17 protein-coding genes and 5 pseudogenes are annotated in these 19,673 nt (G+C 51.2%); 10 read left to right on the forward strand and 12 right to left on the reverse strand.

The window, feature by feature from the left end:
- Positions 1-62: 62 nt before the first annotated feature.
- The 3 pseudogenes from C1P89_RS02525 to C1P89_RS02535 all read right to left on the reverse strand — a co-directional run.
- A pseudogene (locus tag C1P89_RS02525) lies at positions 63-565 on the reverse strand (YfbM family protein).
- 102 nt (positions 566-667) lie between these two features.
- A pseudogene (locus C1P89_RS02530) lies at positions 668-1,300 on the reverse strand (zinc-binding metallopeptidase family protein).
- Positions 1,301-1,686: 386 nt separating this feature from the next.
- Positions 1,687-2,115: pseudogene (locus C1P89_RS02535) on the reverse strand (Ulp1 family isopeptidase); the annotation flags it as partial.
- 55 nt (positions 2,116-2,170) lie between these two features.
- On the opposite strand from C1P89_RS02535, the gene C1P89_RS02540 reads away from it, so the two are divergent.
- Positions 2,171-2,868, forward strand: a protein-coding gene (locus C1P89_RS02540) for an IS1-like element IS1A family transposase (RefSeq protein ID WP_094096600.1) whose coding sequence is annotated in 2 segments (ribosomal slippage) — positions 2,171-2,420 and positions 2,420-2,868 — 699 coding nt in all. Because the reading frame shifts where the segments join, the coding sequence is not laid out codon by codon here.
- 3 nt (positions 2,869-2,871) lie between these two features.
- On the opposite strand, the pseudogene C1P89_RS02545 reads toward C1P89_RS02540, so the two are convergent.
- From C1P89_RS02545 to rbn, 3 genes and pseudogenes are all read right to left on the reverse strand, one after another.
- Positions 2,872-3,440 (reverse strand): annotated as a pseudogene (locus tag C1P89_RS02545) (Ulp1 family isopeptidase); the annotation flags it as partial.
- A gap of 17 nt (positions 3,441-3,457) precedes the next feature.
- Positions 3,458-4,155, reverse strand: a protein-coding gene (locus tag C1P89_RS02550; protein WP_094096600.1) for an IS1-like element IS1A family transposase whose coding sequence is annotated in 2 segments (ribosomal slippage) — positions 3,458-3,906 and positions 3,906-4,155 — 699 coding nt in all. Because the reading frame shifts where the segments join, the coding sequence is not laid out codon by codon here.
- Positions 4,156-4,216: 61 nt separating this feature from the next.
- The gene (gene rbn, locus C1P89_RS02555; RefSeq protein ID WP_001613510.1) at positions 4,217-5,134 is read right to left on the reverse strand and encodes a ribonuclease BN; all 918 of its coding nucleotides are present in this window, start codon (positions 5,132-5,134) and stop codon (positions 4,217-4,219) included.
- Positions 5,135-5,198: 64 nt separating this feature from the next.
- On the opposite strand from rbn, the gene C1P89_RS02560 reads away from it, so the two are divergent.
- The 9 genes and pseudogenes from C1P89_RS02560 (at position 5,199) to pmrD (ending at position 13,471) form a co-directional block, all read left to right on the forward strand.
- A complete protein-coding gene (locus C1P89_RS02560; RefSeq protein ID WP_000574088.1) occupies positions 5,199-5,660 on the forward strand; it encodes a GNAT family N-acetyltransferase in 462 nt (153 codons plus the stop codon).
- 54 nt (positions 5,661-5,714) lie between these two features.
- Positions 5,715-6,021: pseudogene (elaB, locus tag C1P89_RS02565) on the forward strand (stress response protein ElaB).
- A gap of 78 nt (positions 6,022-6,099) precedes the next feature.
- Positions 6,100-7,395 carry an isochorismate synthase MenF gene (gene menF / locus C1P89_RS02570; RefSeq protein ID WP_001191388.1) on the forward strand — a complete coding sequence of 432 codons (1,296 nt, stop codon included), beginning with the start codon at positions 6,100-6,102 and terminating at the stop codon, positions 7,393-7,395.
- A gap of 88 nt (positions 7,396-7,483) precedes the next feature.
- Positions 7,484-9,154: a 2-succinyl-5-enolpyruvyl-6-hydroxy-3-cyclohexene-1-carboxylic-acid synthase gene (gene menD, locus C1P89_RS02575; RefSeq protein ID WP_005136690.1), complete on the forward strand. Its 1,671-nt coding sequence runs from the start codon at positions 7,484-7,486 to the stop codon at positions 9,152-9,154.
- On the forward strand, positions 9,151-9,909 hold the full coding sequence (menH, locus tag C1P89_RS02580; protein ID WP_000600530.1) for a 2-succinyl-6-hydroxy-2,4-cyclohexadiene-1-carboxylate synthase: 759 nt from the start codon (positions 9,151-9,153) through the stop codon (positions 9,907-9,909). Before menD ends, menH begins: the two co-directional genes overlap by 4 nt.
- A gap of 14 nt (positions 9,910-9,923) precedes the next feature.
- On the forward strand, positions 9,924-10,781 hold the full coding sequence (gene menB, locus C1P89_RS02585) for a 1,4-dihydroxy-2-naphthoyl-CoA synthase (RefSeq protein ID WP_000640002.1): 858 nt from the start codon (positions 9,924-9,926) through the stop codon (positions 10,779-10,781).
- Positions 10,781-11,743 (forward strand): o-succinylbenzoate synthase, encoded by a 963-nt coding sequence (menC, locus tag C1P89_RS02590; RefSeq protein ID WP_001255542.1) that lies wholly within the window; start codon positions 10,781-10,783, stop codon positions 11,741-11,743. Before menB ends, menC begins: the two co-directional genes overlap by 1 nt.
- Positions 11,740-13,095 (forward strand): o-succinylbenzoate--CoA ligase, encoded by a 1,356-nt coding sequence (gene menE / locus C1P89_RS02595; RefSeq protein ID WP_052973687.1) that lies wholly within the window; start codon positions 11,740-11,742, stop codon positions 13,093-13,095. Before menC ends, menE begins: the two co-directional genes overlap by 4 nt.
- A 109-nt stretch (positions 13,096-13,204) precedes the next feature.
- Entirely contained in the window at positions 13,205-13,471 is a 267-nt protein-coding gene (pmrD, locus tag C1P89_RS02600; RefSeq protein WP_001295285.1) for a signal transduction protein PmrD, read from the forward strand.
- On the opposite strand, the gene arnF is transcribed toward pmrD, so the two are convergent.
- Genes arnF through arnC form a run of 6 tightly spaced genes read right to left on the reverse strand, consistent with a single transcriptional unit; the run spans position 13,465 to position 19,672 of the window.
- The gene (arnF, locus tag C1P89_RS02605) at positions 13,465-13,851 is read right to left on the reverse strand and encodes a 4-amino-4-deoxy-L-arabinose-phosphoundecaprenol flippase subunit ArnF (RefSeq protein WP_000523880.1); all 387 of its coding nucleotides are present in this window, start codon (positions 13,849-13,851) and stop codon (positions 13,465-13,467) included. The two genes, pmrD and arnF, sit on opposite strands and share 7 nt — an antisense overlap.
- Positions 13,851-14,186 carry a 4-amino-4-deoxy-L-arabinose-phosphoundecaprenol flippase subunit ArnE gene (gene arnE / locus C1P89_RS02610; RefSeq protein WP_000638031.1) on the reverse strand — a complete coding sequence of 112 codons (336 nt, stop codon included), beginning with the start codon at positions 14,184-14,186 and terminating at the stop codon, positions 13,851-13,853. The genes arnF and arnE overlap by 1 nt, the downstream gene beginning before the upstream one ends.
- On the reverse strand, positions 14,183-15,835 hold the full coding sequence (arnT, locus tag C1P89_RS02615; protein WP_000844043.1) for a lipid IV(A) 4-amino-4-deoxy-L-arabinosyltransferase: 1,653 nt from the start codon (positions 15,833-15,835) through the stop codon (positions 14,183-14,185). Before arnT ends, arnE begins: the two co-directional genes overlap by 4 nt.
- Positions 15,835-16,725 carry a 4-deoxy-4-formamido-L-arabinose-phosphoundecaprenol deformylase gene (gene arnD, locus C1P89_RS02620; protein ID WP_000169728.1) on the reverse strand — a complete coding sequence of 297 codons (891 nt, stop codon included), beginning with the start codon at positions 16,723-16,725 and terminating at the stop codon, positions 15,835-15,837. The genes arnT and arnD overlap by 1 nt, the downstream gene beginning before the upstream one ends.
- Positions 16,722-18,704 carry a bifunctional UDP-4-amino-4-deoxy-L-arabinose formyltransferase/UDP-glucuronic acid oxidase ArnA gene (arnA, locus tag C1P89_RS02625; RefSeq protein WP_000860235.1) on the reverse strand — a complete coding sequence of 661 codons (1,983 nt, stop codon included), beginning with the start codon at positions 18,702-18,704 and terminating at the stop codon, positions 16,722-16,724. The genes arnD and arnA overlap by 4 nt, the downstream gene beginning before the upstream one ends.
- Entirely contained in the window at positions 18,704-19,672 is a 969-nt protein-coding gene (gene arnC / locus C1P89_RS02630; RefSeq protein ID WP_000461657.1) for an undecaprenyl-phosphate 4-deoxy-4-formamido-L-arabinose transferase, read from the reverse strand. Before arnC ends, arnA begins: the two co-directional genes overlap by 1 nt.
- Between the last annotated feature and the right edge of the window lies 1 nt (position 19,673).

A 19,673-nucleotide genomic window follows, 5' to 3' on the forward strand; every position in this document is an offset into this window, starting at 1 on the left:
TCAGTTTGTAAGTCAGAAAGCCGCCGACATGTTCGGCGGTTTTTTTTGGTGCCCTGACACCATCACCCAACAATAACCGTCAGCGCATGATTCCCTTGTCGCAGCATACGTCGATACGCGCTAATCAGCTTTTCCATATCAGCATGATCGAAGCAAAGAGTTGCCCCTCTAACTCTTCTGAAAAGGTCACTCCCGGATAAATCTCCATTTCATTGAGTCGCTTAATGGAAAACTGTTTACGCAGCTCACTTCGATCCAGTGATTCCAGTCGGTCGATTGTCGCGGCTAACTCCTGATTCCAGGTCAATCCCAGGAAGCCATCTATGCCATCTTCGAGGCTGTGTTCACCAAGCACGGCACGACTCAGCGGATCATTCTTCGCGGGATCAAAAGCAGGGGTGCCTGTCAGCCCAAAGTGTAAAAAATCCCAGCGTTTATCAATATCCAGTCGGCGTAATCCTGAAAGCGTGTCATGTATATTATCCATCAAAGGTTTTTCAGTAGACTCAAGCAGTTGGTTAATCTTTTCTGAGTCAATTTCTGCAAAATAACCAATCATTCCCATTTATTTTTCCTCCATTGAATTTTATGTTTCGCATCTTAAAACAGACGAGGGAAAATAAAATGTACATGTCGCTGTTTCTGGACCCGCCTCGAGAAATTTTTATTATTTACTGTTGTGTAACAAGGTTATAACACCATCTGAGCCATTTTCTGATAATTCAATCTGTCTGCTGTATCACCGGGCAAGTGGTATTGTTTATTACGATAAAAAGCGGTGTCAGTAATCATTACGGCGGGAATATCGTGTTGCCAATAATTCAGGTGGTCAGAGAAATCAATACCGGGAATAAACCATGGGGCATTCATAGAATAAACAGATAAATCCCGGGATGATAACAATGCCGTTTTTACCTGACGAACGGCGTTGATATCCTGTATTCTGCCGACCAGGCAATAAAGTCCCCCCGATCGGGATAAAGCCAGGACATTGCGGGTAAGGGTAATCCTGGCTACCAGGCGCAGAGTCGTAATAGCCAATCGGGGACGCTCTGCGCGGTAACTCTGGCACCGCTACTGACAAAGAACTCTTTTATATACTCTACGGACCTATTCAGATTATCAATATTGTCGGCATTACGTGGATGCACAGTTTGTGTAAGATAACGAACTGTTTTTTCTAATTGCTCAGGACTGACGTGTCGGGGCGTTGGCGATAATGCAGTGACCCAGGGTTGGTAAAAATAATCAGAGGGAGTGAAATCAGAAACAATATAACAAAAGGAATTTTTTTCCATATATAAATTATCAATAAAAGACGTTATTTTATCATTATTTATAATGAGTTATGAGTGTTTGTTTTATTACGGTTGTTAGATCTATACAAAAAGTATCTTTTACAGTGGCTTCGCTATTTTAAAAAGGAATTCATATAAGGAAAAATATAATTATGTTATTTATTGGCAGATTGAGTTGACAGGGGGCAGAACTCTGAGGGTAAGAAAAGTCAGCAACAACAATCCACTACATCAACAGACCAGCAATCGCGTGCCGAGATACGCTGGAAATACCCGAAGATTGAACTGGCGGATGGTGTGACTGACATCAGTCAGTGATGACTGTTTAGCAAACTATGTTCGACCAGTCAGCATATTTGCTGACTGGTCGAATTAATTAACAATGATGTTAACTTACTCTTTTTCCTGATGCTCTATTTTTGCGTTGTGAGTGTTTTATTTCTAAGTCTCTATAATAATCATTGATATTTGCATCGCCATATTTATCTAAATAACAATTCCTGTTTACCAGTCGATGTTAAAAATCAATTTCGTACTGCTCTTCTGCTGAATATTTTTTAAATCTGTCAGCATAGTTTTTTAATAACGTATAGGGGGCGCTGTCAGAATTGCTTTCCCTTTGTTCAATCACTTCCTGGGCTGCCATGCACACAAACGCACCGCAACTTTGGCTTAAGTATTGCTGAAGAACGGCATGTAAAAATATTATCTCTGGTTCATTTAAATGAACTTTTATATTATTATTCGACATTTATCCCATGAGTTCAGAATTAAAACTATTAATGACACGCTTAAGTGAATTTTCTTTATCATGGCCGGTGATGCTGCCAACTTACTGATTTAGTGTATGATGGTGTTTTTGAGGTGCTCCAGTGGCTTCTGTTTCTATCAGCTGTCCCTCCTGTTCAGCTACTGACGGGGTGGTGCGTAACGGCAAAAGCACTGCCGGACATCAGCGCTATCTCTGCTCTCACTGCCGTAAAACATGGCAACTGCAGTTCACTTACACCGCTTCTCAACCCGGTACGCACCAGAAAATCATTGATATGGCCATGAATGGCGTTGGATGCCGGGCAACTGCACGCATTATGGGCGTTGGCCTCAACACGATTTTACGTCACTTAAAAAACTCAGGCCGCAGTCGGTAACCTCGCGCATACAGCCGGGCAGTGACGTCATCGTCTGCGCGGAAATGGACGAACAGTGGGGCTATGTCGGGGCTAAATCGCGCCAGCGCTGGCTGTTTTACGCGTATGACAGTCTCCGGAAGACGGTTGTTGCGCACGTATTCGGTGAACGCACTATGGCGACGCTGGGGCGTCTTATGAGCCTGCTGTCACCCTTTGACGTGGTGATATGGATGACGGATGGCTGGCCGCTGTATGAATCCCGCCTGAAGGGAAAGCTGCACGTAATCAGCAAGCGATATACGCAGCGAATTGAGCGGCATAACCTGAATCTGAGGCAGCACCTGGCACGGCTGGGACGGAAGTCGCTGTCGTTCTCAAAATCGGTGGAGCTGCATGACAAAGTCATCGGGCATTATCTGAACATAAAACACTATCAATAAGTTGGAGTCATTACCATCATGGCCTAGTGCACGCAATGAGTTGAATATGACGCATTTTATTTGTAGTTTATTATTTTTTTATTTACTATTTTCTGTAGCGAAACTAATATCCAGTGTCCGCCAGTATTTATGGGGAATAACTGGACTTCATTCGGCCATGATGGATCGCTCTTAATATTTTCATTGAGAGCGTCTTCCAGGTGAGTTCTGGTGGAGTAGGGGACGTAGAGACCAGTAGGATAATTGACTTGAGTATTTTTTGCATTAGCGGCGATCTTCTGAAGATAGCAAGCTATTTCATCTGTGGTTAATTGACGATTTTTATCCCAGAAGTTTGTACCATCACTCAGTTCATTATTCTCATCATTTAAAAGCACCTTTGAAAGCGACTGTTTTTCAGATATAAGAGGAATTTCATCACCGATAATTGTCATTAATTTCGAAGGGGAGAATAGCTTTTTGAACAGGAGAACATCTGAATTATCCGGACCAGTTGGTTTAAGGTGGGAGTTGGTTGCGGTATGTGCTAAATTATATAATTTTAAACAGGCATTTTTAATAAGTCGGATAATCGGGTAATGACTCCAACTTATTGATAGTGTTTTATGTTCAGATAATGCCCGATGACTTTGTCATGCAGCTCCACCGATTTTGAGAACGACAGCGACTTCCGTCCCAGCCGTGCCAGGTGCTGCCTCAGATTCAGGTTATGCCGCTCAATTCGCTGCGTATATCGCTTGCTGATTACGTGCAGCTTTCCCTTCAGGCGGGATTCATACAGCGGCCAGCCATCCGTCATCCATATCACCACGTCAAAGGGTGACAGCAGGCTCATAAGACGCCCCAGCGTCGCCATAGTGCGTTCACCGAATACGTGCGCAACAACCGTCTTCCGGAGACTGTCATACGCGTAAAACAGCCAGCGCTGGCGCGATTTAGCCCCGACATAGCCCCACTGTTCGTCCATTTCCGCGCAGACGATGACGTCACTGCCCGGCTGTATGCGCGAGGTTACCGACTGCGGCCTGAGTTTTTTAAGTGACGTAAAATCGTGTTGAGGCCAACGCCCATAATGCGTGCAGTTGCCCGGCATCCAACGCCATTCATGGCCATATCAATGATTTTCTGGTGCGTACCGGGTTGAGAAGCGGTGTAAGTGAACTGCAGTTGCCATGTTTTACGGCAGTGAGAGCAGAGATAGCGCTGATGTCCGGCAGTGCTTTTGCCGTTACGCACCACCCCGTCAGTAGCTGAACAGGAGGGACAGCTGATAGAAACAGAAGCCACTGGAGCACCTCAAAAACACCATCATACACTAAATCAGTAAGTTGGCAGCATCACCGCAGAGTTAAACGTTAAACACGGTGAAATCATTCGCCAGTTCAGTCGCCGGGAAAATTGACCTGCATTCACGTAACAGGTGTTGACAACCTTTGTCATCATAGCGCGAGCTGACGTGGGTAATGATTAGCTTGCCGACTCCAGCCTCACGGGCTAGTGTCGCAGCCTGGCGTGTAGAGCTATGGCCGCGACTATTGGCTTTGGCTTCCATGGTTATATCCAGCGTCGCTTCGTGCACCATGACATCGACACCTTTAGCCAGGTCAAGTGCGGCATCGCAGGGGCCGGTATCGCCGAAAATAGCGAGCGCTTTACCTGGCACTGGAGCAGCTAAGTAATCTGCGCCGTTAATCTGCCTTCCATCTTCCAGCGTGATTGTTTTGCCCGCTTTTAATTCCTGAAACAGTGGGCCAGGCGGCACGCCAGCAGCTTTTAATGCCTGGGCATTTAATGCACCCGGTTTATCATGTTCTTCAATACGATAGCCATAACATTCCAGTGGGTGTTCCATCGGATAAGCGGTCACTTTGCGCAGGCCATCATCGAGAATTTCGCCAGCGCCAATTTCGACAATTTCCAGCGGATAATCGGTCCATGAGCCGCTAATCCGCAGCGCGGTTTCCACAAATTCACGGATACCTTGCGGACCATAAATCGTTAAGGGTTGGATAATGCCTGACATAGAACGACTGCACAGCAAGCCGGGTAAACCAAAGAGATGATCGCCATGAAGGTGACTGATAAAAATCTTGTCCAGTTTCCCAGGGTTAAAGGCGGTATGCAGTAGCTGATGCTGGGTGCCTTCACCGCAGTCAAACAACCAAAGTCCGCTCTGGGTCGGATGTTGCAGGTTAAGCAATATTGCCGTGACATTGCGCGTGCGGGTTGGCACACCGGCTGAAGTACCTAAAAAAATTAATTCCATGAGTTCATCACGTTTCAAAAAATATTCCGGCTAGTATAAGGCATACATCTAAAAGGAGAGCATTATGATTGAATGGCAAGATCTGCATCACTCTGAATTATCGGTTTCCCAGCTTTATGCCTTATTACAACTGCGTTGCGCGGTGTTTGTTGTCGAGCAGAATTGCCCTTATCAGGATATCGATGGTGATGATTTGACGGGGGATAATCGCCATATTCTCGGTTGGAAAAATGATGAACTGGTGGCATATGCGAGGATTCTGAAAAGTGATGATGATCTTGAGCCGGTCGTTATTGGTCGGGTGATTGTCAGTGAAGCGTTGCGTGGCGAAAAAGTGGGGCAGCAACTGATGAGTAAAACCCTCGACACCTGCACGCATCACTGGCCTGATAAGCCTGTTTACCTCGGGGCGCAGGCGCATCTGCAAAACTTCTACCAGAGTTTCGGTTTTATCCCTGTGACGGAGGTCTATGAAGAAGATGGTATCCCACACATTGGGATGGCACGCGAGGTAATTCAGGCGTAATCAACAACCCTTGTCTATAGTTAGTGACAGGTTTTACGCAAATGGAGAACGAGAATGTCTAATCAGTTTGGTGATACACGTATCGATGACGACCTGACGCTGCTTAGTGAAACACTGGAAGAGGTGCTCCGCTCCTCTGGCGATCCCGCCGATCAGAAATATGTTGAGCTGAAAGCGCGTGCAGAAAAAGCGCTGGATGATGTGAAAAAAACGGGTTAGCCAGGCTTCAGACAGTTATTACTATCGGGCGAAGCAGGCAGTTTATCGTGCTGATGACTACGTCCACGAAAAACCCTGGCAAGGAATTGGTGTGGGCGCGGCCGTTGGGCTGGTACTAGGACTGTTGCTGGCACGCCGTTAAAACCTCCCTACACCGGGGTACTGCATTTTTTTTGTAGTACCCCGTATAATGTGAGGCTTTTAACAGGGAGAGGTCCGCGTGCAATCACTTACTACGGCGCTGGAAAATCTACTGCGCCATTTGTCGCAAGAGATTCCGGCGACACCCGGCATTCGGGTTATCGATATTCCTTTCCCTCTCAAAGACGCTTTTGATGCCTTGAGCTGGCTGGCCAGTCAGCAAACATACCCGCAATTCTACTGGCAACAACGTAATGGTGATGAAGAAGCTGCCGTCCTGGGCGCGATTACCCGTTTTACGTCGTTGGACCAGGCACAACGTTTTCTTCGCCAGCACCCGGAACACGCCGACTTACGCATTTGGGGGCTGAATGCGTTTGACCCGTCGCAGGGCAATTTACTTTTACCACGCCTGGAATGGCGACGCTGTGGCGGTAAAGCCACGCTGCGGCTGACGCTATTCAGCGAAAGCTCCCTTCAGCACGATGCGATTAAGGCAAGAGAATTTATCGCCACACTGGTGAGTATCAAGCCCTTGCCTGGGTTACATTTAACCACCACGCGAGAACAACACTGGCCGGACAAAACGGGCTGGACGCAATTAATCGAACTGGCAACGAAAACCATCGCCGAAGGTGAGCTCGACAAAGTGGTGCTCGCTCGGGCAACTGACCTGCATTTCGCAAGTCCGGTCAACGCGGCGGCGATGATGGCTGCCAGTCGTCGACTGAATCTGAATTGCTACCATTTTTACATGGCCTTTGATGGCGAAAATGCTTTTCTTGGCTCTTCACCGGAACGGTTATGGCGGCGGCGTGACAAAGCGCTGCGTACTGAAGCGCTGGCGGGAACGGTAGCAAATCATCCTGATGATAAGCAGGCGCAGCAGTTAGGTGAGTGGCTGATGGCGGATGATAAAAACCAGCGCGAGAATATGCTGGTGGTGGAAGATATCTGCCAACGGTTACAGGCCGATACCCAGACGCTGGATGTTTTACCGCCGCAGGTACTGCGTCTGCGTAAAGTGCAGCATCTTCGCCGCTGTATCTGGACTTCACTCAACAAAGCGGATAATGTGATCTGTTTACATCAGTTGCAGCCAACGGCAGCAGTTGCTGGCTTACCGCGCGATCTGGCGCGACAGTTTATCGCCCGTCACGAACCGTTCACCCGAGAATGGTACGCCGGTTCTGCGGGCTATCTCTCATTACAGCAAAGCGAATTCTGCGTTTCCCTGCGCTCAGCAAAAATTAGCGGCAATGTCGTGCGATTATATGCTGGCGCGGGCATTGTCCGTGGTTCCGACCCCGAGCAAGAGTGGCAGGAAATCGACAACAAAGCGGCAGGGCTGCGTACTTTATTACAGATGGAATAGTAATGAGTCGCATCATTACCGATTCATATCAATAATCTATTTTTGTAGCTCCTTATACTTAGCCGCAATATTGATACCGGACAAACTCATGTCAGTAAGCGCATTTAACCGACGCTGGGCGGCGGTCATTCTGGAAGCATTAACGCGTCACGGCGTCAGACACATCTGTATCGCCCCTGGCTCGCGTTCTACACCGTTAACGTTAGCGGCGGCGGAGAATTCCGCATTCATTCACCACACCCATTTCGATGAGCGTGGGTTGGGGCATCTGGCGCTGGGGCTGGCGAAAGTCAGCAAGCAGCCGGTGGCGGTGATTGTGACCTCCGGTACGGCGGTAGCAAATCTCTATCCGGCACTGATTGAAGCTGGGTTAACCGGAGAAAAACTGATCCTGTTAACCGCCGATCGCCCGCCGGAGCTGATTGACTGCGGCGCGAATCAGGCGATTCGTCAGCCGGGAATGTTCGCCTCTCACCCCACGCACAGTATTTCATTGCCGCGCCCGACCCAGGATATCCCCGCACGTTGGCTGGTTTCTACCATCGACCATGCTCTCGGTACGCTTCATTCTGGTGGAGTCCATATCAACTGCCCGTTTGCCGAACCGCTGTATGGCGAAATGGACGACACCGGGCTTAGCTGGCAACAGCGGCTGGGCGACTGGTGGCAGGACGACAAACCGTGGCTGCGTGAAGCGCCTCGTCTGGAAAGTGAAAAACAGCGCGACTGGTTCTTCTGGCGACAAAAACGCGGCGTGGTGGTTGCCGGGCGCATGAGTGCGGAAGAGGGCAAAAAAGTTGCACTGTGGGCGCAAACTCTTGGCTGGCCGCTGATTGGCGACGTGCTGTCGCAAACCGGACAGCCGCTGCCGTGTGCCGATCTCTGGTTAGGCAATGCCAAAGCGACCAGCGAACTGCAACAGGCGCAAATTGTGGTGCAACTGGGAAGCAGCCTGACGGGCAAACGGCTCCTGCAATGGCAGGCAAGCTGTGAACCCGAAGAGTACTGGATTGTGGATGACATCGAAGGGCGGCTTGATCCGGCGCACCATCGTGGACGCCGCTTAATTGCCAATATTGCCGACTGGCTGGAGCTGCATCCGGCAGAAAAACGCCAGCCCTGGTGCGTTGAAATCCCGCGCCTGGCGGAACAGGCAATGCAGGCGGTTATTGCCCGTCGCGATGCGTTTGGCGAAGCGCAACTGGCGCATCGCATCAGCGACTATCTGCCTGAACAGGGGCAATTGTTTGTCGGTAACAGCCTGGTGGTACGTCTGATTGATGCGCTTTCGCAACTTCCGGCAGGTTACCCGGTGTACAGCAACCGTGGGGCCAGCGGTATCGACGGGCTGCTCTCGACTGCCGCCGGCGTTCAGCGGGCAAGCGGCAAACCGACGCTGGCGATTGTGGGCGATCTCTCCGCACTTTACGATCTCAACGCGCTGGCGTTATTGCGTCAGGTTTCCGCGCCGCTGATATTAATTGTGGTGAACAACAACGGCGGGCAAATTTTCTCGCTGCTGCCAACGCCGAAAAGCGAGCGCGAGCGTTTCTATCTGATGCCGCAAAACGTCCATTTTGAGCACGCCGCCGCGATGTTCGAGCTGAAATATCATCGTCCGCAAAACTGGCAGGAACTTGAAACGGCACTTGCCGATGCCTGGCGCACGCCAACCACCACGGTAATTGAAATGGTGGTTAACGACACCGATGGTGCGCAAACGCTCCAGCAACTTCTGGCGCAGGTAAGCCATTTATGATCCTGCACGCGCAGGCAAAACACGGCAAACCAGGTTTACCCTGGCTGGTGTTTTTGCACGGTTTTTCCGGCGATTGCCACGAATGGCAAGAAGTGGGCGAGGCGTTTGCCGACTACTCACGGTTGTATGTTTATCTCCCAGGTCACGGTGGTTCGGCGGCGATTAGCGTCGATGGATTTGATGATGTCACCGACTTACTGCGTAAAACCCTGGTTAGTTACAACATCCTTAACTTCTGGTTGGTGGGGTACTCGCTTGGGGGACGGGTGGCGATGATGGCGGCTTGCCAGGGGATGCCGGGGCTTTGTGGGGTTGTTGTCGAAGGCGGGCATCCTGGGTTGCAAAATGCTGAACAACGCGCGGAACGTCAGCGTTCCGATCGCCAATGGGCGCAGCGTTTTCGCACAGAACCGTTAACGGCGGTATTTGCCGACTGGTATCAACAGCCTGTTTTTGCCTCGCTCAATGACGATCAACGCCGGGAGCTGGTGGCGCTGCGCAGTAACAATAATGGCGCAACCCTTGCCGCCATGCTGGAGGCGACTTCTCTCGCCGTCCAGCCTGATTTACGTGCTAACCTTAGCGCCCGCACATTTGCGTTTTATTATTTATGTGGTGAACGTGACAGCAAATTCCGCGCCTTGGCGGCGGAACTGGCTGCCGACTGCCATGTCATTCCTCGCGCCGGACATAACGCGCATCGGGAAAATCCCGCTGGCGTTATCGCAAGTCTGGCGCAGATCTTGCGTTTCTGACTAAAGGACACAATATGATTTATCCTGATGAAGCAATGCTTTACGCACCGGTTGAATGGCACGACTGCTCCGAAGGTTTTGAGGACATTCGTTATGAAAAATCCACCGACGGTATCGCAAAAATCACCATTAATCGTCCGCAGGTGCGCAATGCCTTCCGTCCTCTGACGGTAAAAGAGATGATCCAGGCACTGGCAGATGCGCGTTATGACGACAACGTCGGCGTGATCATTCTGACTGGCGCAGGCGATAAAGCGTTCTGCTCCGGTGGTGACCAGAAAGTGCGTGGTGATTACGGCGGCTATAAAGATGATTCCGGCGTACATCACCTGAACGTGCTGGACTTCCAGCGTCAGATCCGTACCTGTCCGAAACCGGTTGTCGCGATGGTGGCTGGCTACTCCATCGGCGGTGGTCACGTTCTGCACATGATGTGCGACCTGACTATCGCGGCAGATAATGCCATCTTCGGTCAGACTGGCCCGAAAGTCGGTTCCTTCGACGGCGGCTGGGGCGCTTCCTACATGGCTCGCATCGTCGGACAGAAAAAAGCGCGTGAAATCTGGTTCCTGTGCCGTCAGTACGATGCAAAACAGGCGCTGGATATGGGCCTTGTCAACACCGTGGTACCGCTGGCGGATCTGGAAAAAGAAACCGTCCGTTGGTGCCGCGAAATGCTGCAAAACAGCCCGATGGCGCTGCGCTGCCTGAAAGCTGCGCTGAACGCCGACTGTGACGGTCAGGCGGGTCTGCAGGAGCTGGCGGGCAACGCCACCATGCTGTTCTACATGACGGAAGAAGGTCAGGAAGGTCGCAACGCTTTCAACCAGAAACGTCAGCCTGATTTCAGCAAATTTAAACGGAATCCGTAATGCGTAGCGCGCAGGTATACCGCTGGCAGATCCCCATGGACGCGGGGATGGTTCTGCGCGACAGGCGGTTAAAAACCCGCGACGGGCTGTATGTTTGCCTGCGTGAAGGCGAGCGCGAAGGGTGGGGGGAGATCTCCCCACTGCCGGGCTTCAGTCAGGAAACCTGGGAAGAGGCGCAAATTGTGCTGCTTGCTTGGGTAAATAACTGGCTGGCAGGCGATGGCGAGCTACCGCAGATGCCTTCCGTTGCCTTTGGCGTAAGCTGTGCATTGGCGGAGCTGGCAGATACGCTCCCGCAGGCGGCCAATTACCGTGCGGCACCACTGTGTAATGGCGATCCTGACGATCTGATCCTCAAACTTGCTGATATGCCAGGCGAGAAAGTGGCGAAGGTCAAAGTGGGATTGTACGAAGCCGTGCGCGACGGCATGGTGGTTAATCTGTTGCTGGAGGCAATTCCGGATCTGCATTTGCGTCTTGACGCAAATCGCGCCTGGACACCGCTGAAAGGTCAGCAGTTTGCCAAATATGTTAACCCGGATTATCGCCACCGCATCGCGTTTCTCGAAGAGCCGTGCAAAACCCGCGATGATTCGCGAGCGTTTGCCCGTGAAACCGGCATTGCCATTGCCTGGGATGAAAGCCTGCGCGAGCCGGATTTTGCCTTTGTGGCTGAAGAGGGCGTGCGCGCGGTAGTTATCAAACCCACGCTCACGGGCAGTCTGGAAAAAGTACGCGAGCAGGTACAGGCGGCGCATGCGCTGGGGCTGACGGCGGTGATCAGTTCTTCCATTGAGTCGAGCTTAGGTCTAACGCAACTGGCGCGGATTGCTGCCTGGTTAACGCCAGACACCATTCCGGGACTGGACACGCTGGATCTGATGCAGGCGCAGCAGGTTCGTCGCTGGCCGGGGAGCCCACTGCCGTTAGTGGACGCTGATGTACTGGAGCAGTTGTTATGATCTTCTCTGACTGGCCGTGGCGTCACTGGCGGCAAGTGCGGGGAGAAGCCATCGCCTTACGTCTTAATGACGAGCAACTCAACTGGCGCGAGCTTTGTGCTCGCGTCGATGAGTTAGCTACGGGCTTTGCGGCGCAGGGTGTGGTTGAGGGCAGCGGCGTGATGTTGCGGGCGTGGAATACGCCGCAAACGCTGCTCGCCTGGCTGGCGTTACTGCAATGCGGGGCGCAGGTGTTGCCCGTGAACCCTCAGCTGCCGCAACCGTTGCTTGAAGAATTGCTGCCCAATCTGACGCTGCAATTTGCGCTGGTGCCGGATGGGGAAAACACGTTTCCGGCATTAACGTCGCTGCACATTCAGCGGGTTGAAGGCGCACATGCCGCTACGTGGCAGCCGACGCGTCTGTGCTCAATGACGTTGACCTCGGGTTCTACCGGTTTGCCGAAAGCCGCTGTCCATACTTATCAGGCCCATCTTGCCAGTGCGCAAGGTGTGTTATCGCTGATTCCGTTTGGCGATCACGATGACTGGTTGCTCTCTTTACCGCTGTTTCACGTCTCCGGTCAGGGAATTATGTGGCGCTGGTTATACGCTGGTGCGCGGATGACGGTGCGTGATAAACAGCCATTGGAGCAAATGCTGGCAGGCTGTACTCACGCTTCACTGGTGCCAACACAACTCTGGCGTTTGCTGGTTAACCGCAGTTCCGTTTCCCTGAAAGCGGTGTTACTTGGCGGCGCGGCTATCCCGGTCGAGTTGACGGAACAGGCGCGCGAGCAGGGGATTCGTTGCTTTTGCGGCTATGGTCTGACCGAGTTTGCCTCCACGGTGTGTGCGAAAGAAGCCGACGGCCTGGCAGACGTTGGTTCGCCGCTGCCGGGTCGGGAAGTGAAAATCGTTAATAATGAAGTGTGGCTGCGGGCTGCCAGTATGGCAGAAGGTTACTGGCGTAACGGGCAACTGGTTTCACTGGTTAATGACGAAGGCTGGTACGCTACGCGCGATCGCGGTGAGATGCATAATGGCAAGCTGACCATTGTCGGACGTTTAGACAATCTGTTCTTCAGTGGCGGAGAGGGTATTCAGCCGGAAGAAGTCGAGCGCGTAATTGCTGCACATCCTGCGGTTTTGCAGGTGTTTATCGTCCCCGTTGCCGACAAGGAGTTTGGTCATCGACCGGTAGCGGTGGTGGAGTATGACCAGCAAACCGTTGATCTTGGCGAATGGGTGAAAGATAAGCTGGCTCGTTTTCAACAACCGGTGCGCTGGCTAACTTTACCGCCGGAGCTGAAAAACGGCGGTATTAAAATTTCACGTCAGGCGTTAAAAGAGTGGGTGCAACGCCAGGATTAAGAAATCATTAGTTTCACTTCGCAATTTTGCCATTCCATTGCCGTTGATAATAGGTTTATCTGTTAATCTGTAAATTGATGTGAAAACTCTTAGCAAACAGGATAATGCAATGGAATGGCTGGTCAAAAAATCGTGCTGCAATAAACAAGATAACAGACATGTACTTATGCTCTGCGATGCTGGCGGCGCGATAAAAATGATCGCCGAAGTGAAGAGTGACTTCGCCGTGAAAGTGGGGGATTTACTCTCGCCTTTGCAGAATGCGCTTTATTGTATTAATCGTGAAAAGCTGCATACGGTGAAAGTCCTCTCGGCAAGCAGTTATAGCCCCGATGAGTGGGAACGGCAGTGTAAAGTGGCAGGGAAAACTCAGTAACGTTGTTTTGTCGTGGGCAGGAAAATCAGCATCAACCCGCTCATAATACAGGCTACTCCCAGTAGTGCTTTCAGCGAAAAAGTCCCTTCCCAGCCGGGAAGTACCATTGAAGCAATCCATACCAGCACATAACTCATACTGAGCAAGGCATAGGCTTTGCTTAGCGCAAGTTTATGTAGCGTTTTATACCAACAAAAAACGGAAAGCAGATAACCCAGCAGCCCGAGTAACAGTATCCGGGCATCCAGGCCAAAAGCTAACAGAGCCGCGATAAAATCCCATAAGTGCGTCATCGGCGGCAGATGACTCGCCGCAAAACCCAGGCTTAATTGCGCAACTGAGGCAATAATGACGCTGAATAATCCCCACATCAGGCCCATTACACCGTACTCCCGAGGATCACAATGCCGCCAATAATGAACGCCACCCCACACCAGTGACGCGGCGATACCGGTTCGTGCCACAGTTTTACTGCAGCCAGCGTCACCCAGACAAAATTCAGACTTAACATCGGGTAGGCAATGCCTACCGGTACGTTCTGCAAGACCAGCAGCCAGAGCACCATGGCAAGACCAAGACAAGCCAGCGCCAGTCCCAGCCACAGCACGATATGTTTGCGCCGTTTGTTTATCGCCACAAAGCAGGTTGCCTGTTTCTGACACAACTGCCCGGCAACGCTAAGCAAGCTGGCAAAGACTAATGTTAGCCAGATCATTTGGGACGATACTGAATCAGCACCAGACGCTCCTGACGATCGATGGCATCTGCGGGCGGAATGGCGAGACTGTTGATATCTTCATCGCGGTCAACCGAAAGCACGAGTGTAATAATCCCCTCCTGACGATGTTGATTAAGCCAGTTTGCGAACTCATCACCGCTGACAAATCTCCCTTTCGCATCCGGATAATTAAGGCCGTATTTCAACTCACCTGTCTGGCGATACATGATGATGTCATCGCGTTGCAGGCTCCATGCCAGACCTGCGGCAACACCGACGCTATCAGTAAGAATATAGCGGCTTGGCTGAAGTGATTCTTGTGTCATCTCGACAAAAAATTGCGGATGTTTTCCTTCCATGACTCTGTCAGGAATTGAAAATCCTACCAGCAACGCCAGCCCCAGCGGGCAAAGCGCGGCAAAAGACCAGGTCTTTTCGACGTTTGTTAAGGTGTACCAGCCGAAAAATGCCCATAGCGAAAAAATCGACCAGGCACAAAAGACTTTATAGCTCTCGAAGGTTTGCCACACCGGCGTGTTCATTGGTCCCCACGGGGAGACCACAAATGTGGCAATAATGCCAGTGAAGCCAAAAGCGATGTTAATCCAGCCATTAATCCGCAGCGCCAGAGGATTATTTTTTGCTGCCAGCAAAGCGTAATGCGCCATCAGCATTGCCAGAGATGCAAAGCAGGAAAGAATATAGGTGGGCAATTTACCTTTAGCGACGGAGAAAAACAGCAGCGGCATTATCGTCCAGCTCAACAAATAGACGGTTGCGGAATGCTTGCGGTTTTTCCAGCCTGTGTACAGTGCACCGGGGAGTAATCCCAGCCACGGCAGGCTACCGGCAATGATGACCGGCACGTAGTACCAGAACGGAGCTCTATGTTGGGCATCATCCAGTGCAAAGCGTTGAATATGCTCAACCCAGAAAAAATAGTGCCAGAAGTCAGGCTCCCGCTGCGCTATCGCCAGTCCCCAGGGGAGAACCGTCAGTACGCAACTGATAACCGCCAGCCAGCCGTAAATAAAGAGATCTTTCCAGCGTTTTTGCGTCGCTACCCATGGCAGCACGCTTAATACCGGCACGGCAAGGGCGAGAAAACCTTTGGTCATCACCCCCATGCCGCAGGTGATTCCCAGCAGTAAAAATCCTGCGCTTTTGCCTTTCCACGTCTGTGCCTGCATTGCCAGCCAGAAGCTGCACATTCCCGCCACCAGCCAGAATGCAATAAACGGATCGAGCACGGCATAAGTGCCGATGGCATAGACAATAAACAATGAGAGATAAATTACTGTGGCGAGTAGAGCCAGACGTTTATCGCGCCATAAGCGCAGAGTAAACCAGGTCACCAGCGCGGCAGTTAACAGGGTCGCAAAGATAACGCCTGCCCGCACACCAAAGTTATTCGCGCCAAATAGCCATTGCCCAATGCTGTTAATCCAGTATCCGGCAATGGGTTTTTCGAAATAACGTAGCCCTAACAGATGGGGCACAATCCAGTCGCCGGATGCCAGCATTTCTCGACTGATTTCCGCATAACGCGTTTCATCGGGTTGCCAGAGCAGACGCGTGCTGATCGGTAACAGGTAATAGCAGGCAATAAACGCGAAGAGGCCGATAAGGTAACGTACCGATTTCATCAGCGACTACCCGCAATTTGTTGGCAACCCAGCCAGCCTTCACGTCCGGCAATATTTCCGCGAACAACTTGTCCGAGCGGCAACGTCTCTGATAACAGTTCGCTTAAAGGGCAAAATGTCACGCCTTCCTGAGCTGCGCGTTTGAGGAGATCCACAAAATTATGCTGATAAGCGCAGCCTTCAACTTCTGCATGAATGGTATAAACCGGCGTGCCTTTATCTCGCAGGATGCGGTTGAGTAACCAACCGTTAAAATCTTCTGCTTTCACATCCCGACCAATCACTTCATCCCAGGTGGGTAAGGTCACCGGAATTTGCGCAGTGCCAGGGTTTCCTGATTCGAGCAGTGGACGGAACGGCATGGCCCCACGACAATCGCTGTTGTAGCGCAAATGGAACGCTTCTTTTGCTTCGATCACCTTCTGGTCGGCACGCCAGCCCGCAGCGGCAGAACAGGTTACCGGTTGACCGATAATCTCTTCCAGAGTGCGAAGACCGCGTGCAATATCGTCGATCATTGTTTGCCGATCCCAGTTACCGCTACGGGCTTGCCAGGCATGGTGATCCCAGGCGTGCAGGCCGACTTCGTGATGTTTAGCCGCTTCACGAATGATATCGGCATTGGCATGACCAATCTCTTTACCTGGCCAGGCCGTACCTGCCAGTAAAATATCCCAGCCATAAAGCGATGCCGCGTTTGAGCGCAGCATCTTCCACAAAAACTGTGGCTTCACCAGTCGCCAGAGATGGCGGCCCATATTGTCCGGGCCGACGCTGAAAAAAATGCTGGCCTGAATATTATGCTTACTCAAGATTTCCAGCAGACGTGGCACGCCTTCACGGGTGCCACGAAAGGTATCGACATCAATGCGTAAGCCGACTTTGGTCATGATGGTTTATCCGTAAGATCAACGGTGCGCAGGAAGAAATCCAGCGTTTCGTCGATGGTTTCCTGCATATCAATTTTCGGTTCCCAGTCCAGGCAGCGGCGGGCATTGCGGATGCTCGGTTTACGATGCTCTACGTCCTGATATCCTTTGCCGTAGTAGCTGCTACTTTCGACAACACGAAAGCCCGCAAACGGTGGGAAGTGATGGCGCAGCGGATGTTTTTCGAAGCTCGCCAGCAGCATCTCGCCCAGTTCCTCAATGCTCGCTTCGTTCTCAGGATTGCCAATGTTGATAATTTCGCCGTCGCAGCGATTTCCCGCATTTTCGATAATGCGGTACAACGCCTCGATACCGTCCCGGATATCAGTAAAGCAGCGTTTTTGTTTTCCGCCATCAATTAGCTTAATTGGTGAACCTTCTACCAGATTGAGAATGAGTTGCGTAATAGCGCGGGAGCTGCCAATTCGCGCTGCATTAAGGTTATCCAGTCGTGGTCCCATCCAGTTAAACGGGCGGAAGAGGGTGAACTGTAAACCCTCTTTTTCGCCATAGGCCCAGATCACCCGATCAAGTAATTGTTTTGACACCGAATAAATCCAGCGTGGTTTATTCACCGGGCCGACGATTAAATTAGAATGGTCCTCATCGAAGTATTTATCGCTACACATCCCATAAACTTCTGAAGTTGACGGGAAGATGATTCGCTTACGGTACTTAACGCAGTAGCGGATAATGCGCAGATTCTCTTCAAAATCGAGTTCAAATACGCGCAGCGGGTTGCGGGTATATTCAATCGGCGTGGCTATCGCCACCAGCGGCAAGACGACATCACATTTTTTGACGTGATACTCAATCCATTCGGAATGAATACTGATATCGCCTTCGACAAAGTGAAAATGCGGATGATTCAGAAAACGGCTTATCGCATCGCTGCCAATATCCAGACCGTAAACTTCATAATGATCTTCGCGCAGCAGGCGTTCTGTCAGATGGTTGCCAATAAAGCCATTCACCCCGAGGATGAGTACCCGGGTACGGCGTCGGGCGGTGCAGGCAGGCTGGCTATTCAAGCGTGAACCTTGCACCAGGCCCAGCATCTGCGCTAATTGCGAGCCCTGCATAGTAATGCCGTCGCCCGCCTGTCCGGTGACGATTTCCAGCGCGCCATCGCCACAGGCAATCAGCAGTGGCGCAACAGAAATCACGCTCCCCGGCTGTGCTTTGCTGGCATGAGGATGAACACGCGACGACCAGACGGTGAATTTCTGATTGCCAACATAGCTGAAGGCACCCGGCCACGGATCGGCAACGGCACGTACCATGTTGTGCAGTACGGATGCCGGTTTATGCCATTCAAGGAAACTGTCATCTGGCGTTCTGTGACCAAAACAGGTGGCTTCGTTTTCGCGCTGGGCAATTTCCAGAATATTACCGTGTTTAATGGCGGGTAATGTCTGTTCCAGTAGCTGGCGCGCGGCATGGCACAATTTATGATGCAGCGTAATAGCGATATCGTCTGGCGCAATGGCAACGCGCAGTTGCGCCACAATGGCCCCAGCATCGGCACGTTTTACCATTCGGTGCAATGTAACGCCCGTTTCCGTTTCACCGTTCACCAGCACCCAGTTCAGCGGCGCGCGACCACGATATTTTGGTAACAGCGAACCGTGCAGATTAAATGCACCTGCGGGAGCGAGCTGCAAAATCTCGTCGCAAATAAGATGGCGATAATAAAAAGAGAAAATCACCTCTGGTGAGAGTTGGGCAATGCGTTCCACCCACAGCGGATGATTAACGTTATCCGGCGCATAAACTGGAATGCCTCTTTCCGCCGCCAGACGAGCCACCGAACCATAAAAGGCTTTTTCAGCGGGATTATCGGTATGGGTAAAAATGGCGCTAATTTCGTAACCGGCAGCCAGCAGAGCTTCAATACCGAGGCATCCCATATCGTGGTAGGCAAAAACGACGGTTTTCATTATTCATTTTCCTTGCTGGATGGACGGATAACTTGCTGAACAAAATAGCGGGGGCGGGCGCGGACATCGGTGTAGATCCTGCCGATATATTCACCGAGCAATCCCATGCCGATAAACTGAGCGCCAATAAAAGTAAACAGCACGGCAAATAGCATAAAGACGCCTTCTGCCGCCCATTGTGGTCCGAAGGTCAGGCGTAAAATCACCAGCAGCACCGCAATGCTAAAACCTCCAATCGCAATAATGCTGCCGAGCAGACTCAGCATACGTAGCGGCGTTGTGGTAAGGCAGGTCACCAGGTCGTACATCAAATTAATCAGGCGCATAAAACTGTATTTGGATTCACCAAACTCACGCTCGGCATGATGTACTGGAATTTCAATGGCACGGCGGGCGAAGATATTCGCCAGAATCGGGATAAAGGTGCTACGTTCATGGCAGTGCAACATCGCATCGACAATATGACGGCGATAGGCGCGCAGCATACAACCGTAGTCACCCATCGCTTTGCCGGTGGTGCGCTGAATAAGCCTGTTAATCATCTTCGAAGCTGTTTTACGAAACCAGCTGTCCTGGCGGTTCTGGCGTACAGTCCCTACCACGTCGTAACCTTCATCGGCTTTTGCCACCAGGCGGGGGATTTCTTCTGGCGGATTCTGGAGATCGGCATCAAGGGTAATAATTAAGTCGCCAGTAACGTGACTGAATCCCGCCATAATCGCTGAATGTTGCCCGTAATTGCGGTTAAGCAAAATAGACACAATATGGCTGTTCTCCGCTTGTGAGGCTTCGACCAGCATATGCGCGGAATTATCGCTACTGCCGTCATCAATCAGCAGGATCTCATACTCTTTCCCCAACGATTCACAGGCTGTGGTGGTGCGCCTGATTAATTCCGGTAAGCTTTCCTGCTCGTTATAAACGGGAATAACCACCGAGACTTTCTTAACAGGGTGGATTTCAAACATG

Origin of the sequence: Shigella sonnei, from assembly GCF_002950395.1 — a bacterium.
Classification (GTDB): domain Bacteria; phylum Pseudomonadota; class Gammaproteobacteria; order Enterobacterales; family Enterobacteriaceae; genus ECMA0423.

What these genes read in the sequence shown, in the direction of transcription:
- rbn (WP_001613510.1), bottom strand. Translation starts at nt 5,134, where the DNA reads ATGGAATTAATTTTTTTAGGTACTTCAGCCGGTGTGCCAACCCGCACG.
- C1P89_RS02560 (WP_000574088.1), top strand. Translation starts at nt 5,199, where the DNA reads ATGATTGAATGGCAAGATCTGCATCACTCTGAATTATCGGTTTCCCAG.
- menD (WP_005136690.1), top strand. Translation starts at nt 7,484, where the DNA reads ATGTCAGTAAGCGCATTTAACCGACGCTGGGCGGCGGTCATTCTGGAA.
- menH (WP_000600530.1), top strand. Translation starts at nt 9,151, where the DNA reads ATGATCCTGCACGCGCAGGCAAAACACGGCAAACCAGGTTTACCCTGG.
- menB (WP_000640002.1), top strand. Translation starts at nt 9,924, where the DNA reads ATGATTTATCCTGATGAAGCAATGCTTTACGCACCGGTTGAATGGCAC.
- menC (WP_001255542.1), top strand. Translation starts at nt 10,781, where the DNA reads ATGCGTAGCGCGCAGGTATACCGCTGGCAGATCCCCATGGACGCGGGG.
- menE (WP_052973687.1), top strand. Translation starts at nt 11,740, where the DNA reads ATGATCTTCTCTGACTGGCCGTGGCGTCACTGGCGGCAAGTGCGGGGA.
- pmrD (WP_001295285.1), top strand. Translation starts at nt 13,205, where the DNA reads ATGGAATGGCTGGTCAAAAAATCGTGCTGCAATAAACAAGATAACAGA.
- arnF (WP_000523880.1), bottom strand. Translation starts at nt 13,851, where the DNA reads ATGGGCCTGATGTGGGGATTATTCAGCGTCATTATTGCCTCAGTTGCG.
- arnE (WP_000638031.1), bottom strand. Translation starts at nt 14,186, where the DNA reads ATGATCTGGCTAACATTAGTCTTTGCCAGCTTGCTTAGCGTTGCCGGG.
- arnT (WP_000844043.1), bottom strand. Translation starts at nt 15,835, where the DNA reads ATGAAATCGGTACGTTACCTTATCGGCCTCTTCGCGTTTATTGCCTGC.
- arnD (WP_000169728.1), bottom strand. Translation starts at nt 16,725, where the DNA reads ATGACCAAAGTCGGCTTACGCATTGATGTCGATACCTTTCGTGGCACC.
- arnA (WP_000860235.1), bottom strand. Translation starts at nt 18,704, where the DNA reads ATGAAAACCGTCGTTTTTGCCTACCACGATATGGGATGCCTCGGTATT.
- arnC (WP_000461657.1), bottom strand. Translation starts at nt 19,672, where the DNA reads ATGTTTGAAATCCACCCTGTTAAGAAAGTCTCGGTGGTTATTCCCGTT.